Annotated in this window: 15 protein-coding genes; 9 read left to right on the top strand and 6 right to left on the bottom strand. The window is 30.0% G+C overall.

Annotated elements, in window-relative coordinates:
- Position 1: 1 nt before the first annotated feature.
- The 7 genes from Q0945_RS02705 (at position 2) to Q0945_RS02675 (ending at position 10,411) form a co-directional block, all read left to right on the top strand.
- Positions 2–2,503, top strand: coding sequence for a DUF4268 domain-containing protein (locus Q0945_RS02705; RefSeq protein WP_299430523.1), 2,502 nt, complete (start codon positions 2–4; stop codon positions 2,501–2,503).
- An 11-nt stretch (positions 2,504–2,514) separates the two neighbouring features.
- Positions 2,515–4,110: a hypothetical protein gene (locus Q0945_RS02700; RefSeq protein WP_299430521.1), complete on the top strand. Its 1,596-nt coding sequence runs from the start codon at positions 2,515–2,517 to the stop codon at positions 4,108–4,110.
- Between the two features lie 51 nt (positions 4,111–4,161).
- Complete coding sequence (locus Q0945_RS02695) at positions 4,162–5,637, top strand: DUF2779 domain-containing protein (protein ID WP_299430519.1); 1,476 nt, start codon at positions 4,162–4,164, stop codon at positions 5,635–5,637.
- Positions 5,638–6,107: 470 nt separating this feature from the next.
- Positions 6,108–7,757, top strand: coding sequence for a glycerol-3-phosphate dehydrogenase/oxidase (locus tag Q0945_RS02690; protein ID WP_299430517.1), 1,650 nt, complete (start codon positions 6,108–6,110; stop codon positions 7,755–7,757).
- Between the two features lie 258 nt (positions 7,758–8,015).
- The gene (rimK, locus tag Q0945_RS02685; RefSeq protein ID WP_299430515.1) at positions 8,016–9,404 is read left to right on the top strand and encodes a 30S ribosomal protein S6--L-glutamate ligase; all 1,389 of its coding nucleotides are present in this window, start codon (positions 8,016–8,018) and stop codon (positions 9,402–9,404) included.
- A gap of 56 nt (positions 9,405–9,460) precedes the next feature.
- Positions 9,461–9,958, top strand: a complete 498-nt coding sequence (locus tag Q0945_RS02680; RefSeq protein WP_299430513.1) for a hypothetical protein — start codon at positions 9,461–9,463, stop codon at positions 9,956–9,958.
- A gap of 15 nt (positions 9,959–9,973) precedes the next feature.
- A complete protein-coding gene (locus tag Q0945_RS02675; RefSeq protein WP_299431158.1) occupies positions 9,974–10,411 on the top strand; it encodes a nuclear transport factor 2 family protein in 438 nt (145 codons plus the stop codon).
- Between the two features lie 70 nt (positions 10,412–10,481).
- Here Q0945_RS02675 and Q0945_RS02670 read toward each other — a convergent pair whose 3' ends face one another.
- The 3 genes from Q0945_RS02670 to Q0945_RS02660 all read right to left on the bottom strand — a co-directional run bounded on the left by Q0945_RS02670 (position 10,482) and on the right by Q0945_RS02660 (position 12,607).
- The gene (locus Q0945_RS02670) at positions 10,482–11,180 is read right to left on the bottom strand and encodes a hypothetical protein (protein WP_299430511.1); all 699 of its coding nucleotides are present in this window, start codon (positions 11,178–11,180) and stop codon (positions 10,482–10,484) included.
- 130 nt (positions 11,181–11,310) lie between these two features.
- On the bottom strand, positions 11,311–11,685 hold the full coding sequence (locus Q0945_RS02665) for a hypothetical protein (protein WP_299430509.1): 375 nt from the start codon (positions 11,683–11,685) through the stop codon (positions 11,311–11,313).
- A gap of 115 nt (positions 11,686–11,800) precedes the next feature.
- Positions 11,801–12,607 carry an NAD(P)-binding domain-containing protein gene (locus tag Q0945_RS02660; protein WP_299430508.1) on the bottom strand — a complete coding sequence of 269 codons (807 nt, stop codon included), beginning with the start codon at positions 12,605–12,607 and terminating at the stop codon, positions 11,801–11,803.
- Positions 12,608–12,802: 195 nt separating this feature from the next.
- Here Q0945_RS02660 and Q0945_RS02655 point away from each other — a divergent pair, with 195 nt between their 5' ends.
- Positions 12,803–13,267 (top strand): CBS domain-containing protein, encoded by a 465-nt coding sequence (locus Q0945_RS02655; RefSeq protein ID WP_299430506.1) that lies wholly within the window; start codon positions 12,803–12,805, stop codon positions 13,265–13,267.
- Between the two features lie 2 nt (positions 13,268–13,269).
- Here the strand turns inward: Q0945_RS02655 and Q0945_RS02650 are convergent, their stop codons facing one another.
- Positions 13,270–13,620 (bottom strand): hypothetical protein, encoded by a 351-nt coding sequence (locus tag Q0945_RS02650; RefSeq protein WP_299430504.1) that lies wholly within the window; start codon positions 13,618–13,620, stop codon positions 13,270–13,272.
- Between the two features lie 3 nt (positions 13,621–13,623).
- On the bottom strand, positions 13,624–14,115 hold the full coding sequence (locus Q0945_RS02645) for a DUF6265 family protein (RefSeq protein ID WP_299430502.1): 492 nt from the start codon (positions 14,113–14,115) through the stop codon (positions 13,624–13,626).
- A gap of 321 nt (positions 14,116–14,436) precedes the next feature.
- Between Q0945_RS02645 and Q0945_RS02640 the strand changes: the two genes are divergently transcribed.
- A complete protein-coding gene (locus tag Q0945_RS02640) occupies positions 14,437–15,810 on the top strand; it encodes a glycoside hydrolase family 71/99-like protein (protein WP_299430500.1) in 1,374 nt (457 codons plus the stop codon).
- 291 nt (positions 15,811–16,101) lie between these two features.
- On the opposite strand, the gene Q0945_RS02635 is transcribed toward Q0945_RS02640, so the two are convergent.
- Positions 16,102–17,913 (bottom strand): lysophospholipid acyltransferase family protein, encoded by a 1,812-nt coding sequence (locus Q0945_RS02635; protein ID WP_299430498.1) that lies wholly within the window; start codon positions 17,911–17,913, stop codon positions 16,102–16,104.
- Positions 17,914–17,977 lie beyond the last annotated feature (64 nt).

Here is a 17,977-nt window from a genome sequence, read left to right as displayed (position 1 = left end):
TATGAAAGCAAACGAACTACCCATTATCAATTTTTTACAAGCGCCTAATGTACAATTTGTAATACCTGTATATCAACGTAATTATGACTGGACAAATAATGAATGTAAAGAATTATTAAACGACATCATTGCTGTAGAAACAGCAGATAGAGGCACACATTTTATTGGTAGCATCGTTTTTATTCATGAGGGAGCATATAGCACAAGTGAGGTAAAAGAGTTGGTTATAATTGATGGCCAACAAAGATTGACTACAATCAATATTTTATATGTGGCATTATATCGTTTTGCAAAAGATAATAATATGCAACAAGAAGCAGATATGTTGCATAATATGTTTTTAGTAAATCAATACGTTCAGCAAGAATCAAGTAAATTAAAGTTAAAACAAACTGATACCAATTCATTAGCATTTAAAGCGATAATGAATAGTACAGAAAATGAGTTTGGGCATTATTCTAATGTGATTGAGAATTTTAATTTTTTCAAATTAGTGATAACAAAAGACAGTTTTACTACGATACTTAACGGATTAAAGCGCCTCATTTTTGTAGAAATATCTTTAGAACGTGGTAAGGATGACCCACAACGTATTTTTGAGAGTTTAAATTCTACAGGTTTAGATTTATCTCAATCCGATTTGATTCGAAATTATATTCTAATGGATTTAGACCCGAAAAATCAGCATAAGGTATTTGAGCAAATTTGGAATCCAATTGAAGAAAATGCAAGAGACTTAACAAAACAGAAATCTTTAGTATCATCTTATATTAGAGATTATCTCACATTACGCAATAAAAAAATACCTAATAAAAACAAGGTTTATATTGAGTTTAAGAAGCTATATTCTTTAAAAGATGAAGCTTATCATCAAGAGTTAGAAAATATTAAATCACTTTCTATACATTATAAGAAGTTTATTAATCCTACCACAGTTCAAGAACATAAGATAAGAAGAGAATTAGAATATATTTCACGTCTTGAAATTAATGTAGCATTTCCTTTTTTATTACAAGTATTTGAAGATGCAGAAAATGGTTTGATAACAAATGATGAGTTACTTAATGTATTAAAATTAATACAGACCTATACGTGGCGTAGATTTGTGGTAGGCTTACCTACCAATGCTTTAAATAAAATATTTATGACTTTATATTCTGAAGTAGATACAGAAGAATATTTTGATTCCATAGCATTAGCTTTAATAAAGAAAAGAGGTAGCGCAAAGTTTCCAACAGATGAAGATTTAAAAACAGCGTTAAGAGATAAAGATTTATACAATATTCAATCAAAGAATAGAAACTATATGTTTGAGTTATTAGAGAATTTTAATAACCGTGAATATGTTGATACATCAAATGAAAATATAACCATTGAGCATATCTTCCCTCAAAACCCTAATGATGATTGGAATAAAGACATTACACCAGATGATTATTTTCAATTCAAAGAAAAGTATGTGAATACAATAGCTAATCTAACATTATCAGGTAATAATGGTGCTTTGAGTAATAAGTCTTTTCAAGAGAAAAAATCAATGAACAGACAAGGTGCAGAACAAGGTTATAATTTTAGTCGCCTTTGGTTGAATGACTTTCTTAAATCAATAGATAATTGGGATATTAATAACTACAATAAACGTTTTGATTTAATCTACAATAGGTTTTTAAAGATTTGGGAATACCCTAATGTAACTATTCCTGTTTCAGATAATAGTGAGGCACAAAACATATTTAATGCAGAATCACCAACGCATAAGAAGTTAGAGTATTTCATTTTTGAAAATACTAAAGTAGATGAAGAGGTAATTTCTCAAATGTATGTTTATGTAATTCAGAAATTATATGAAAAGAATCCACAACTATTATTAGAAGCAACAGACATTTTTAAAATTACAAGAAATGCTGATGATTTTAGAACACCACAAGAATTGGATAATGGTTATTTCATAGAATCTAATTTAGATAGTAATTCAAAGTTTAGTAGCCTTAAAAAACTGCTTAATCTATTTGAACTTGAAGATGAATTAGTTATCAAATATGAAGATAAAGAAAGTAAAGATTCGCAAAATAGATTTGCTGTCCGTAGAGAGTTTTGGAAGCAATTATTACCTCAAATTGTAGACACAGAATTATTTGGCAATGTAAATCCAACAAAAGACCATTGGTTAAGTTCAGGTGCAGGTTTGAGTGGTGTAAACTACACTTTTGGTATAACAAGTAAATATGCTAGAATTGAATTGGGTATAACATCCTCAAGCAAAGAGAAGAATAAGAAATATTTTAAAAAACTATTAAATCAAAAAGATAGTATTGAAAATGATTTCGGTAAACCTTTGGAATGGGAAGAATTGGCAGAACATAAAATGAGTCGTATTAAGTATGAGCTAACTGGTGTTAATTTATTTGATAAGGCTGATTGGGATAAAATGAGTCAATTTTTAATTGATTATTTACCAAAGTTTGAATCTGCATTACAACCGGTAATTAAGAAGTTGAAATAGTTAGATAATAAATGCCTTTAGAAGAAAAGAAATATGATGTAGAAACCAATAATGATTGGGCTAAAAATGTAAAAGGTGAACACTTTTTTATTGATAATGCTCAAAGTGGTCGTAAAGGCTACTTTTGTATAGGTTGCGATAAGCAAATGGAAGCGGTTGTAAGAAAGAAAAACCCAAACCATAGGTCTTATTTTCGTCACGTACCTGTAGATATTGAAAAAGATGATACACCTTGTACCTTTAGTAATCGTCAATATAGAGAAACTTTAGCAACGGATATTCTACAAAGGGTAAAAGCTATAAAAATACCTAATGTTTACAAATATCCACCAAGAGGTGAAGATGGCGCACCAATGCTGTTAGAAAAAGCAAAATTTGTAACCGCAAATAAGGTTAAATCTCAATTAACCTTTTATGAAGATTGTAACGGAGCTATAAAATATGGTAAGAATCCAGATATTGAAGATAGATATTTATTAATTAGACCTGATGTTACTTTTTTTGATACTAATAACAAACCAAAATTATTGATTGAATTAGTAATCACTCATAAGGTAAAAGAAGAAAAGAAAATTAAATTAAGACGGTTAGGTATTGATACAGTAAGTATTATAGTGCCAAAATCTTCCGCACAAGACATTGAAGACAATTTTAAAACAACTAAAAGAGTAAAGTGGGAATATAATGGAATCGAAGCAAACACCACATATATACGAGTTTCCTCTGGAACTTCAGAAGGAGTATTGGAATTTGATGAAGACCAAAGAAGAATTTTTGAAGAATCGCTCAGCTGCCGCAAAACGAGACTTAATAACACGCTACGAACTATTAGAAAATGCCTTCAATCAGAACCTTACAGAAGAGCTGAACACGAGCTTGAATCTGAAATATCAAGAATTGAGAGCGCTACAAAAGCAGAGAGAGAGGGATTGGAGCAAATGGAAGAAAGATTTGAGCGAGAAATTTACTCACGATTTGAAGCTAAATTCGATGACATTGAAAGAGGACGAGAAGACATTGAAGAAAGAAGAGCATATCTTGAAGAGGAAAGTAGGGACTTGGAAACAAGATATTTTAACAAGAGAAGAGAATTTGACCAAGAGGAAGCAAACCTATCAAGAAGTATTACAGAACACTCTGACCTTGGAGAATCTTCAGAAGGAGTTAGAACAAAGTTTAGAGTCAGAAAAGCTCAAATTGGAGCAGAATCAGAATCATTTAAAAATGCTATCACAAGAATTAGAGGAGAAATCAAACGTCTACCAGAGGCGTTTAAACAACTCGAAATTCAAGCAAAAGGAAGATTTGAGAAAGATAGAGGAAAACTTGAAGAAGAAGAAACAGGTCTTGAATCAGAAATTGACAGCTTTGGAGAGTACGCTAAAGAAAAAGAAAGAAACCTTGAACTCGAATTTGAAGAGTTTAGAAAACAATCAATTGAAAGAATTAACAAAAGAGATAGCAAAGGAGATTCTGAACTGTCCAAAAGAATTGAATCAGTACTTAAAGCTGGGAGAATATCAAGCGATTATGGAGAAAGACAGAATACTTACAAGAGATACAAAGCATATCTTGACCTTGCTCGAAGTAGAGCTTGGGAAAAGTAACAAAACTGTAGATTGGTTTATGAAAGAGTTTAAAGATAGAGTTTAGAACATATGCATCAACTTACCAAAACAGATTTTAAATATTATTTAGATTGTCCAGAATCTATATGGTTATTAAAAAATAAACCACAGGTATATCCTAAAGGTGAGTTTTCTTTATTTGCAGAGAAATTAATTAAAGAGGGTTATGAGGTAGAAGCCTATGCAAAACAATTATTTACAAATGGTTTAGACTTATCAGAATATGGAAGTCCTACAGAAACTCAAAACGCATTAACAAATTCGCATAATGTTTACTTTCAGCCATCATTTAGCACAAATAAAGATGTATTTGCACGTATAGATATATTAGAGCGGTTAGCAGATGGCACTTGGCATATTTATGAAGTAAAATCATCTACCTCAATAAAAAAAGATAGAAAGCATAGACAAATAGAAGATGCGTGTTTTCAGAAATATGTACTTACAGAATGTGGTTATGTAGTTTCTAAAGTGTCTATTATTCACTTAAATAAAGAGTATATAAAACAAGGTTCTATTGTAGCTAATGAATTAATAGAAATTTCAGAGGTTACAGAAGCAATAGATGGCATTTATTCAAGTGTAGTCAATCATATTAATTCGGCTTCAAATTTTATTAATAAAGAAATTATTAATGAGACAGTATGTTCTTGTAAGCATAAAACAAGGTCTAATCATTGTGATGCATTTGGGTATTTTAATACAACTATACCAGACTATAGTATTTATGAAATAGGTCGTATTTCAGCAAAAAAAGTAGGTTTATTAGCAGATAATGAGCAATTAGCAATTATTGATATTCCTTTAGATTTTGAGTTAAATGTAAATCAACAAACTCAAGTAGAATCTGTAAAACAAGAGCAACCTATAATCAATCAGGCTAATATCAAAAGAGAGTTAGATAAATTAAAGTTTCCATTACATTTTATAGATTATGAGACCTATGCAAGTGCTATCCCAAGATTAAATGGATTAAGTCCACATAAACATCTAACCTTTCAAGTATCTATTCACACACTAACAGAAGACGATACGCTAACGCATTTTGAATATTTATTAGATGCAATGCAGATGCCAATAGCTATGTTACAAGCAATGCAAGACTTTACAGGAAGTACAGGAACATTTGTATCGTGGCACGCAAGTTTTGAAATAGGTAGAAATAAAGACTTAATAGAATGGTTGCCACAGTTTACCAATTATCTCACTTACATTAATGAACATACGTTTGATTTAGAGACTATTTTCAAAAAAGATTACATTGACTATCGTTTTCACGGTTCAAGTTCTATAAAAAAAGTGTTGCCAGTATTATGTCCGGATATAAGCTATTCAGATTTAGATGTTAATAATGGCACTATGGCATTAGATACTTGGGGCAGAATGGTTTTAGATTTCAATTTTAATGAAGATATAGAAGCAACAAGAAAAAATCTTTTAGACTATTGCAAATTAGATACATTGGCAATGGTTGAAATTTATAAAGTATTAATTAACTTAGAGTAAAAAATAAATTAAAAAGGCATACAATTCGGATATCCATTAAGTTGGGGGGTTGATAAATAGTTGGATATAAGCTAGTTGGGACTTGGCTTTCGAGCCCAAGAGGGGGAGCAGATAAGCCCAACAAGACATTGTTTTTGTTGGGTTTTTTCTTTTTATCCCATAATTTTAAAATTAGAGTTTTGTACTTGTTTAATCTTATTTGAAATAATTGTTTGACTACTATTATATTCAATAAATGACCTAATTGGTTTTAGTAGTTTGTGAAAAATTTATTAATGTAAGATATTAGTTATATTTTAAAAATTCTATATAAGAAATAGGTTAATTATTATATTCTTACTTTATAAGGATAAGATATATTTACAGTTTATAGTAATAGAGGCTTTTTGTATTAATATCTTCAAATCTCTGAAGACAATTATTTTGTTTGAGTATTTAGCTATAATGATACTATAATATGATTTACGAATATGAAAAATAAAAAAATTACAAGTCTTAATAGAGATGAAATTATTTCTGAACTTAAGGAAGAGGAGTATGATTTGGTCGTTATTGGAGGAGGAATAACTGGAGCCGGGATTCTTATAGACGCTTCTTCTAGAGGAATGAAAGTTGCATTGGTAGAAAAAGAAGATTTTGCTTCTGGCACTAGTAGTAAATCGTCAAAGCTTATTCATGGCGGATTAAGATACTTAAAACAGTTTGAACTTTCTTTAGTAAAAGAAGTGGGTACAGAACGTGCTATTGTTCATAAATTGGCACCGCATTTAGTTATACCAGAAAAAATGCTACTTCCTTTAATAGAAAATGGTTCTTATGGGGAGTGGATGACCTCTATTGGATTAAAAGTTTACGATATTTTAGCCAATGTAGAAGGTGATGATAAGCGTAAGATGATGAATAAGGAAGAAACCTTAGAATTAGAGCCTTTATTACCAGAGAAAATAGTAAAAGGTTCTGGGTATTATGCGGAATATAGAACAGATGATGCTAGGTTAACTATAGAAAACATTAAAACTGCAATTAATTACGGCGGCACACCTTTAAATTATACAAGAGTACAAGATTTTATATATGCTAATGAGCAAGTAAAAGGCGTAAAAGTTAAAGACGAATTGAGCGGAGAGGAGTATAGTATAAAATCTAAATTTGTTATAAATGCAGCTGGCCCTTGGGTAGACGAGCTTAGAGAGGTTAATCATTCTAAAAAAGGAAAACAATTACACCTTACTAAAGGGGTACATTTAGTGTTTTCAAGAGATAAACTACCATTAAAACAATCTGTGTATTTTGATATTCCAGATGGTCGTATGATGTTTGCTATTCCAAGAGGAAAAATTACGTACGCAGGAACCACAGATACCAACTATACCCTAGATAAAAATGAAGTAAGAACAACAGTAGAAGATGCGGATTATTTATTACATGCTATAAATAACATGTTTCCTGCTGTAAACTTAGAACGTAAAGATATTACATCTTCTTGGGCAGGGTTACGACCTTTAATTCATGAAGAGGGCAAATCTCCTTCAGAACTTTCTAGAAAAGATGAGATATTTATTTCAGATACGGGTCTTATTAGTATGGCTGGCGGTAAGCTTACTGGCTATAGAAAAATGGCAGAAAGAGTCGTAGATAAAGTTCAGAAAAAACTAGAAAAAGAAACTCAAGTAGATTACAAAGATGTATTTACAGATAAAATACCTTTGACTGGTGGCCCTTGGAAAAAGTATAAAGAAGTAAAAAAATATATAAAGAAGTTAGCAAAAGACCTAGAAAAATACGGTTTTGAACCTTATACAGCTTGGTATTTAACTACTACTTACGGTAAACAATCAGAACAAATAATAGCTAATTTTAATACTAAAACTGGAAAAGATATTGAAGAAAAGCTACTGTTGGCAGAATTAGATTTTTGTGTGCAAAATGAAATGGTAGTAACACCAATAGATTTTTTTGTTAGAAGAACTGGACGTTTGTATTTTGATATAGATAGTATAAAAATGTATTTAGAAAGAGTGTTACTAGAATTTAGTGCAATTTTTAAATATTCAGATTCTAAAATAGAAGAATTTCGTAAAACTATGTTGTCCGAAATAACAAAACATTCCGAATTTTAATCTTCCCATTTTTAAGTTTAAGAAAGCTGTATTTTGTAGCTTTTTTATATATAAGAAAGACACTTTTAGTTTCTATTATTTTCTTTTGTTAAGAGAAGATTATATTACTTCATTTTTTTAATTAATAGTATTGAATTTCCTTTTTTTTGTTTTCATTTGCCAAAAAAAATGCAACGCTATTTTTTGTGTTTTTCTATACAAAATAAGAGTACTTTTAAGAGAATGTTTTTTTGATAAATTATTTTAAGAATAAAATTTATGGCAGTAAGTAATTTAGGAATTATAGGTAGTGAGGAATGGTGCGTTTTTAACGATTTAGGAGTTCCTGCAATAAAAGCTAGGGTAGATTCTGGTGCAAAAACTTCGTCTATACAAGCTACAAATATTAAAGTTTATTCTAAAGGAGCAGAAGAATGGGTTAAGTTTGATATTAATCCACTTCAGGAAAATAGAAGTATAAGTATAGAATGTGATGCTAAGTTAGTAGATCGTAGAATGGTAAAAAGTTCTTCCGGAATTTCTGAAGAGCGCTTAGTAATTAAAGCAGCTGTTACTTTAGGGAAAGAAGTTTTTGAAATAGAACTAACATTAGCTAACAGAGATACTATGGAGTTTAGAATGCTCTTAGGTAGAGAGGCAATTAACCAGAGATTTATGGTAAATTCTGCTGAAAATTATTTAATCCAAGATTTTACAGAAGACGAAATAGATGCAAAGTATAAGGCTTATTTTAAAGAAAAAACGGGATTAAAAATTGCGTTACTTGCAAGTAATCCAAAGTTATATAGTAATAAAAGAATAATAGAAGCTGCGGAGGCAAGAGGACATGAAATTATTTTTTTAAATGTAGAGCAGGCATACATGAAATTAGACGCTAAATCTCCAGAGATGAGGTATAGAGGAGGTGCTATATTGAATGATTTTGATGCTGTAATACCAAGAATAAAACCAGCAGTTACTTTTTATGGTTGTGCACTTATTCGTCAGTTCGATTTTTTAGGGGCATATTGCCAAAATTCTGCGGAGGCAATTACACAGTCTAGAGATAAACTATTTGCATCACAATTATTTTCTAAAAACGATATACAAATACCAATAACTGGGTTTGCAAAATCTCCAATGGACACCAAAGACTTAATACGCATGGTAAACGGAGCGCCATTAATAATAAAGTTGCTAGAAAGCACACAAGGTAAAGGTGTGGTTTTAGCAGAAACAAATAAAGCTGCAGAAAGTGTAATTAATGCTTTTAAAAGTGTACAAACTAACATCTTAGTCCAAGAGTTTATTAAAGAAGCAAACGGGCAAGATATTCGTTGTTTTGTGGTTAACGGTAAAGTAGTTGCCTCTATGCAACGACAAGCACAAAAAGGAGAGTTTAGAGCAAATATTCATCAAGGAGGAAAAGCATCTGTCGTAAAAATTACATTAGAAGAAAAAAAGCTAGCTATTAAAGCAGCAAAAGCGTTAAGACTTGCTGTTGCGGGGGTAGATATTATTAGATCTAATAAAGGACCTTTATTACTAGAAGTTAACTCTTCTCCAGGTTTGGAAGGTATAGAAAATGCAACAGGAAAGGATATAGCTAATAGTATGATTGTTGCTATTGAAAACAAGCTTAAATTTTCGAGTAGTACTGTAAAATAAAATTTCTATAATAGCATAATTACGGTATCTGCTCCTAAAATTTGTACCTTCGTAGTATGAGAAGCGTATTTATTTTAGGAGCTCTTTTTTTAGCTTTTTTTAGCTGTAACACTAAAGATAAAGAAGTAAGTTCTACACAGGATCAAATAGTTAAAATAGAAACCAAAAAATGGCCTAAAAAGTTAACGGTAGCTGGTAAAGCGGCCACTATTTTAAGTGAGTGGCCAGAATTTAATGCTTTTGATTCTAGTTTTGACGCTATTTATGGTGTAGAAGGAAAAGAAGATTTAATTTTAATCATAGAAGATTTAATAGAAAAACAGAAGTTACTAGCAAAATCTAAATACCCAGAAGATTTTAATTTACCACAAGTAAAGAGTAGACAAAAAATAGCACTTACGTATCTATTAAAAACCAAAGGCGATTTAGAATATCATATAAACGCAGAAGAATCTGTCATAGAATTTATAAATGCATATAATGCTATGCGTAATCAATTTACTGTATTGCTTAATAATACATTAAATAATAAACTTATTCTAGATGAAGAATAAACTATTTTTTATTGTATTTGTTTAGGAGTTTTTACTTCTTTTTCTCAAACCGCGGAAAAACTGCAAATAAATAAAGTTTTAACAGAATGGCATAAAGCAGCTGCAGATACAAACTTTGATGCTTATTTTGGAAAAATGACCAATGATGCTGTTTTTATAGGCACAGATGCTTCCGAGAATTGGCAAAACAAGGATTTTAAAGAATATTGTAAACCTTATTTTGATAATGGAAAAGCATGGAGCTTTACCACTATAGATAGAAATATATATTATAAAGATAAAAAAATAGCTTGGTTTGATGAGCTTTTAAAAACGCAAATGGGAATTTGCAGAGGTTCTGGAGTAGTAAAGAAAGTTAGCGGTCATTGGAAAATTGCACATTATGTTTTGTCTATTACCATTCCTAATGAGCAAATTAAAGAAGTTATTTTATTAAAAAAGAAGAGAAAGTGACGCTAGAAAATAAGTGAACAAAAAAGGGAAAAGCAACGCTCTTCCCTTTTTTGTTTTATGGCTAAAAGAATTATTTTTCTTTTTCAGGAGTTTTTTCTTTCCTAGCTACCAAAGCTTGCTTACTTAAACTAGCTAAGTTAAATTTTGGGTCTATTGTAAGAGCCTGGTCAATTAAAGCTATAGCCTCATCTACGTTAGTCATATCTGCTTTATAAATTGCTAAAGCTTTTAAATGTAAAAAAGCTGCTTTTAATGGCACTTCATAAGGCTGCTGGCGTTCATAGAAAGCATATTTCATATCCTCTTTTGCATTAGTAATACCGTATTCTATATGGGTCGCAGCTCCAACTTTATCACCTGTTTGTATTTTTAAATCAGCAATTTCATAAGCCAAATAAACATTTGGAGTTCTTTTGTTTAAAACCTCAAATTGTTCTAATGCTCTTTTAGGTTGGTTTAGTGCTTTTAGGGAAATAGCCTTTACTTGTACCGCTAAATCAGAATCCGTATCTAATTTTTCTATTCCTATGGTATTTAGTGCTTGTAAATGTTGGTTATCATTAGCATAGATAAATGCTAAGGTGTCTTTTCTTTGTTTAGATGGCGCAATAACGTTTAAATGCGTAAGAGCACTTATAACACCAGTTACATCGCCCTGTAGTCTCATTTCTTTATAAAAAGCTTCATAATGCTTTTGTAATTCGGTTTTAGTTTGTGCAATAGCAGATACCCCTAGAAGTACTATAAAGGCAAAAAATATTTTTTTCATTTTTATTAAAATTTAGGGCACTAAACTATTAAATAATTTAGAGTATTCTGTTAATATTGTCTTTAAAACGCATTTTATAGAAAAAGGGATACTCAAAGTATCCCTTTTTCTATAATTTGTAGTGAATAATTTAAACAACACTGAGTTTTACTTCTTTTTTTGTAAAAGTTCTAAGTAAACTGGCATAAAAGGCCAAATTTTTAGTGTCCTTATCTATACAAGACTTTAAGAAATCTTTTAAATTTTCAAAAAACAGATTTGTATAGATTGTACTTAGATTTGTATTTATTGTTTTTGGATCATATTGCTTATCATCTACAATTATATTCATTGTAACACGGTTTCTATGGTAATCTATAGAAACATCTGCTGCATTGTAATGTTTTTTTAATATAGCAACATGCAGTTTATTAAACTTTGAACTACTTTTTTGAAAGGAGCTACTACGAGAAATTAGGTTTTCAACATCCAGTAAAATTCTCCTTTTTAAACTTGAATTTTTCATGGCTTTTATATTTAATATAAAGGTATGTATTTCATCGATAATCTACTGTTGTTCAGTTATATAATTAACATAAGAGCACTCTTTTTGTTGTGAAAAACGTTCCTTTTGATGTGTCTTAACTATAAATAGAGGTGTTAAAATGGTATTTTTTAACATTTATAAGCCATGTAGAGTCCACTTTTTTGCTGTTTACTTTATTACAAGTTATATATTTTGGGGGTTTTATGTCCCTTAATAATGCTTCTTGTGTATAATATTCTTTTTTGGTTGGGTGTAATGGGTGTACCGCATTCATAATAACATTCCACCAACCTTTACTAATACTAGTTTTAATAATAGAAATACAATCCTGTAAATGAATTAAATTAACAAGGGCATGTCCATTAGTTAAGTTCTCTTTACCTGAAAGCATTGTTACCGGATGCCTGTCAGGTCCAATTAAGCCGCCAAACCTAATAATAGTTGATTGTAATTCAGGGTCTTCTAAGAAAAGTTTTTCGCATACGAGTAATTGTTTTCCAGATTCTGTGTTTGGTTGGGTTTTACTTTCTTCGGTAACAGTTCCACTTACATTCCCATAAACAGCAGTACTACTAATAAATATAATTTTAGAGCATTTTGTTTTTTTTATTTCTGTATGGAGAAGTGTCATTTTTTTTATAAAATTCTCTCTAATTTTCCCTCTTAATCTTGGAGGAATACTAATAATTACTATATCTAAGGACTTTAGAAAGGTATTAATATCTCCTTCAATTTTATCTTCAAAGAATATAATTTTGGAAGCTTTTATTCCATCATTTTTTAATTTTTCAATTTTGCTTTGTCTGGTTGTTGAGCCATATACACTATACGCATCCTTTAAAAGTTCTTTTGCTAGTGGGTATCCTAGCCAACCGCAGCCTAATATTCCAATATTTTTCATATAGTTTGTAGTGCTATTTATTGTAAATATAAGCGGTTAAATATTTTTTTTTGCTACTGTAGATATAATATTTTTTGAATACGAATTTTACATTAAAATCTTTTTAATGGTATTATTAATTCAATTAATATTAATAATTATTGCGTAATTCATATTTTTTTCTATCTTTAGTAATCAACCTAAAAAATAACGTATATGGGAATTAAAAGCTTTCAAGGAGTAAGGAAAAGTACCAAAAAGGAATTTGATGCTCCTTTTTTGGTTGAAGATTATATGACAAAAAAGCTTCTTACGTTTAGTCCAGAACAATCTATTTTAGAGGTTATGGAGCTTTTTGCTAAAAACCATATTTCTGGTGGGCCTGTTATAGATTCTAATGGATTTCTTGTTGGTATTATATCTGAAGCAGACTGCATGAAACAAATATCTGAAAGCCGTTATTTTAACCAGCCTATACTAGATAAAAGTGTAGAAAGGTTTATGACTAAGAATGTAGAAACTATTGATAATGACATTAGTATTTTTGATGCTGCAGGTATATTTTATAATAGCAATAGACGTAGATTGCCTGTAATGAAAAATGGTATTCTTGTAGGGCAAATTAGCAGAAAAGATATTGTAATTGCAGCATTAAAATTAAGCGGGCAAAATTATAAATAATTTTACTCTCTTTTAACTATCATATAGTAATCATTATCTAAAGGCAAATAACCTAAATCATATACAAAGAAATAGGTTGTGCCTTTTTTTGTTGTATAGAGGTTAGTAATAAAATCAAAATCAAACCCCTTGTCTAGCAGTCTAGTTCTAGTTGTATTTGTTTTACCGTCTTTTAATTTAAAACTATCTAATATTCTATAATTTTTTCTAAGTCTATTATTTATATTTCTAATTAAATTTTTACTGTCTTTATTTACTTTGTTATTGTAAGCATTTCTACAATAGTCAGAACAATATTTTTTATCAATTCTTCCTATGATTTCGGTATTACATTCTAAGCATTTCTTTTTCATTAACTACAGTTTTTTGTAATTAAATTTTTCTTCTTTTTTAGTGCCATCTTCATGTGCTATTAAAACATATAAATTAATTTCATTAGCATTTATTTTTTCTATTGTAAAATCTTCAAAATATACTTTATTTTCTTCGATCTTAACAAGTTTAAAGTCTATAGTTTCTTCTTTTTTTTCCCAACCTTTTAAATTTTCTGTAAAATGCTTTAGTTGTAATATAAGACTTTCTTCTTGCTCTTTAATATGTCCAATTTCATAGAATTGCACTTTTCCTTCGCTTACTAGTTTAAAAACAAACATCATAGAATTTCCTAAAGGCGGACTCCATATTTCTTCCGTAATGCCACCAAAAGCCTCTCCTTTCCAATGGCCAGCAATCCAAGATACGTCTACTAAACTTGCTTTTGGGGAATTTTGACCTTCTTTTAACTTTATGGTATTTTGGGCAAAAATATTTAAAGAAAAAAAGAAGAAAAGTACATAAGTAAATTTCATTTTTAAATGGTTGTATTTACTACAAGATACAAATTTCATTAGTATTTAATTATTAGATCATGCTTAGCTAATAGCCCTTTTAAATTTGAGTTAGAGAATTTTGCCTTTTTTTATTTTGTTAATCTTTGGATTAATTGTAAGATTATAAGCTGTACTAAAATCACTTTTTTCTAAATTACATTCTTTAAAAATTGTAACGTGTTGATAGTATTATCACTTGTAAATGTTAAAAATATGTTAATGTCTAATTTGTAGGAAAAAACTCATAAAAATATTTTTACTTTCACCTTGTTCCCCAATTTTAATTAAAATTTTGATTATATGTTATATAATAAGAAGGTAATTTTAATATTGGCAGGAGTATTTTTTTTAATTCTTGCGTCTTGTGAGAAAGAAAAAACAGAGGATTTTAAAGATTCTAAGCAAGAGGTTTTTAGTACAGAAGCTCTCGAAATAATTCCAGATTCCATATTACGAGCTGTTTTAGATGAAGAAGATAGTTTTAAAGAAGCTACTTTGGCAGGGAGGATAGTAGATATTTCAGGAATGGATGTTGTTAAAGATAATCCTAAAAAGGTATATGCGCATTATATGCCTTGGTTTCAAAACTTAGATTTTGATGGGTATTGGGGGCAGCATTGGACAATGGCTACTAAAAACCCAAATACTGTAGATGCTAATGGTAAAAGAGAAATTGCTTCGTATTACTATCCTATTATAGGCCCTTACTCTTCTAATGATCCAGATTTACAGGAATACCATTTTTTAATGATGAAATTATCTGGTATAGACGGTGTTATTTTTGATTGGTATGGTAGTAAAGATGTATATGATTACCAACTTATTAAACAGTCTACAGAGACATTTATGAATAGATTGCAAGATTTGGGTATGGAATTTTCTATTATGTATGAAGATCGTGTTGCACAAGATATATATAATGCTGGGCTATCAACTAGTGTTGTAAATGCTGCTACGATGGACTTTAATTATATTAAAAATACCTATTTTACAAAATCTAACTTTCTTAAGTATAATTCTAAAGAACTTATGTTTGTTTTTGGCCCTGAAACTATAACAACAACTTCAGATTGGGATAGCATTTTTTCTGTATTTCCCCAAGATCAAGAGCCTTATTTTTTAACCTTGTGGGCTGCACAAAATATGGTTGGCAATAATGCCTCTGGTGAATTTTTATGGGTTGCTGGGGATCACCTTTTAGCACACGAATATTACTATGATACTTATTTAACTAATAACCTAGTAACCGTTGGTAGTAGTTATCCTGGTTTTAATAGTTTTTATGAAGAAGGTGGCTGGGGGTTACACCATACTTGGAATATAAACCATGCAGATGGGGATACGTTTGTAGAAACATTAAATTACACCCACCATGAAGCTGCAGATTTTATACAATTAGTTACATGGAATGATTTTGGAGAAGGAACCATGTTAGAACCAACGGAAGAATATGGTTTTCTTAATTTACAATTACTTCAAGAATATACAGGAGTTTCTTATGTTCCCCAAGATTTACAAGTTGCATTAGATTTGTATAAAGCAAGAAAAGAATTTAAAGGTAATGCTGCTGTGGAATATTATTTAAATAGAACGTACAAAAAAATTAAACAATCAAAACTAGCTAGGGCTCGTTTAATATTAAGAGCAGTAAATAGGCTTTATGGTTCTAAGTAATTCTTAATAATATACTTAATGGTATGTGTTTTTAATATAATTTTTAAGAATATTTTATAATCTTAATTCACGACTACTTTTCATTTATAGGTTTAATTTTCAGGTAATTAATTTTGGTCTAATTGGTATATAAATTTATAATATACCAATTGGTACTGTATTTTAGATTTTTTTATCCCTAAAAATTATTTTTTAATAGCAAATGAAAAATGAAATTTTTAGTTGTGCTTTTTAAGACTAAATTGGGTGTTAAAAGTGAGGATTTGTACTTGTCTTAGTGAGTAGGATTCTTTATTTGAGAGTGTTAGCTTCAGCCATTTTACGCTCTAATTCTGCCTGAAATTCTTCCATAACAGGTTTAACCGTGCTCTCTGGTAAATCTTCTATTTTAATATACATTAAACCATCTACAGAGTTATTAAAAAGTGGGTCTACATTAAATGCAATTACTTTAGCATTCTGTTTTATATATTTTTTAATAAGAACAGGTAATCTTAGGTTACCTGGTTCTACCTCATCAATAAGTCTATCAAACTTATTTAAATCTGCCTGCGTTTCGTCAAAAACAAAATCTTTATCGGCATCTTTAAGTTTAACTTTAAATTCTTTTTTAGGGCGTATATATTGCGCAACATAAGGATCCCAGTAATTAGATTTCATAAACTCAATCATTAAAGATTTAGAGAAATTAGAAAACTGGTTGCTTATGCTTACACCTCCTATTAAATATTTATGTTCTGGATGCCTTAAAGTAGTATGTACAATACCTTTCCATAATAAGAATAGTGGCATAGGTTTTTGTTGGTATTCCTTAACTATATAGGCTCTACCCATTTCAATAGAATTTTGCATCATTCCATATAATTCGGGTTCCACTCTAAATAAATCCTGTAAATAAAATCCATTTATACCATGTTCAGGGAATATCTCTGAGCCCATTCCCATTCTATAAGCACCAACAATACATTTTTCTGTATTATCCCACAAAAAAAGATGGTAGTAATAAGAGTCAAAAACATCCAAATCTATTGCGTTATTTGTGCCTTCTCCAATAGCTCTAAAGGTTACTTCTCTTTGTCTTCCAATTTCTTTTAAGATAAAAGGCATATCTTTTTCTTGTGCTAAGAAAACCTCATAATTTTTACTTTGTAAAAGACGACAATCTTTTTCTCGTAGTTTTTCTATTTCGCCTTGCATTACCTCTGTTGGAATTGGAGAGGCAATTTTTTTTGGAGCTTTAGGTATTTTAAGGGTTGTCGGTATTTGGTCTATTAAGCGCTCTTTTTCGTAGGCATTGGATAGTATGTAAGTTTTTCTTCGTAAAAGCTCTGTGAACTCTTCTAATGTACCCTGTTCCTTTTGTGTTTTTACAGATATAGGTTGCCCTATACGGATTTTTATAGGACGGTTTTTTTGCGAATATACTTCTGAAGGTAATTTTGCAGTTCTAAAAACGTCACTTATTTTAGATAAACGATAAAATAATTTACTGTTTTTTGCATGAAAATATATTGGTACAACGGGCACTTCTGCTTTCTTAATAAGTTTTAATGCCGCTTCTTCCCATGGTTTATCTACAATTAATTTTCCATCTTTATAGGTAGATACTTCTCCTGCAGGGAAAATACCAAGTGGATGGCCATCATTTAAATGTTTCATTGCATTTTTAAAACCAGCAATACTGCTTTTAGCACTTTTGTGATTCTCAAAAGGGTTTACAGGTAAAATATATGGTTTTAATGGGGTTAACCTGTGTAATAAAAAGTTTGCAATAATTTTAAAATCGGTTCTATGAGCTAGTATAAGTTTTAGTAATAATGCACCGTCTATTCCACCTAATGGGTGGTTAGATATGGTTATATATGCGCCATCTTTAGGAAGTCTTCTAAAATCTTCTTCAGGTATCTCAAAATCTATGTCATAATGTTCTAATATAGCTTGTAGGAAAGCAACACCTTCTAAGTGCTTATAGGTGTCATAACATCTATTTATACTAGATATTCTGGTAACTTTCATTAGGAGCCACCCAATAAAAGTGCCAAAAAACCCATATTTTTTTAGATTAATAGCAGCTGCTACTTCCTTTGCGGTTACTAAACCCATAGAATTTAAAAAATTTCAGAACCGTAAATATAGCAAAAACCAGCGTTAAGCAATTCCTTTTTAT

It is taken from the genome of uncultured Maribacter sp., from assembly GCF_947500405.1.
GTDB lineage: Bacteria > Bacteroidota > Bacteroidia > Flavobacteriales > Flavobacteriaceae > Maribacter_B.
Note: the sequence above shows the minus strand (reverse complement) of the source record. Positions and strands in the feature narration are given on the sequence as shown.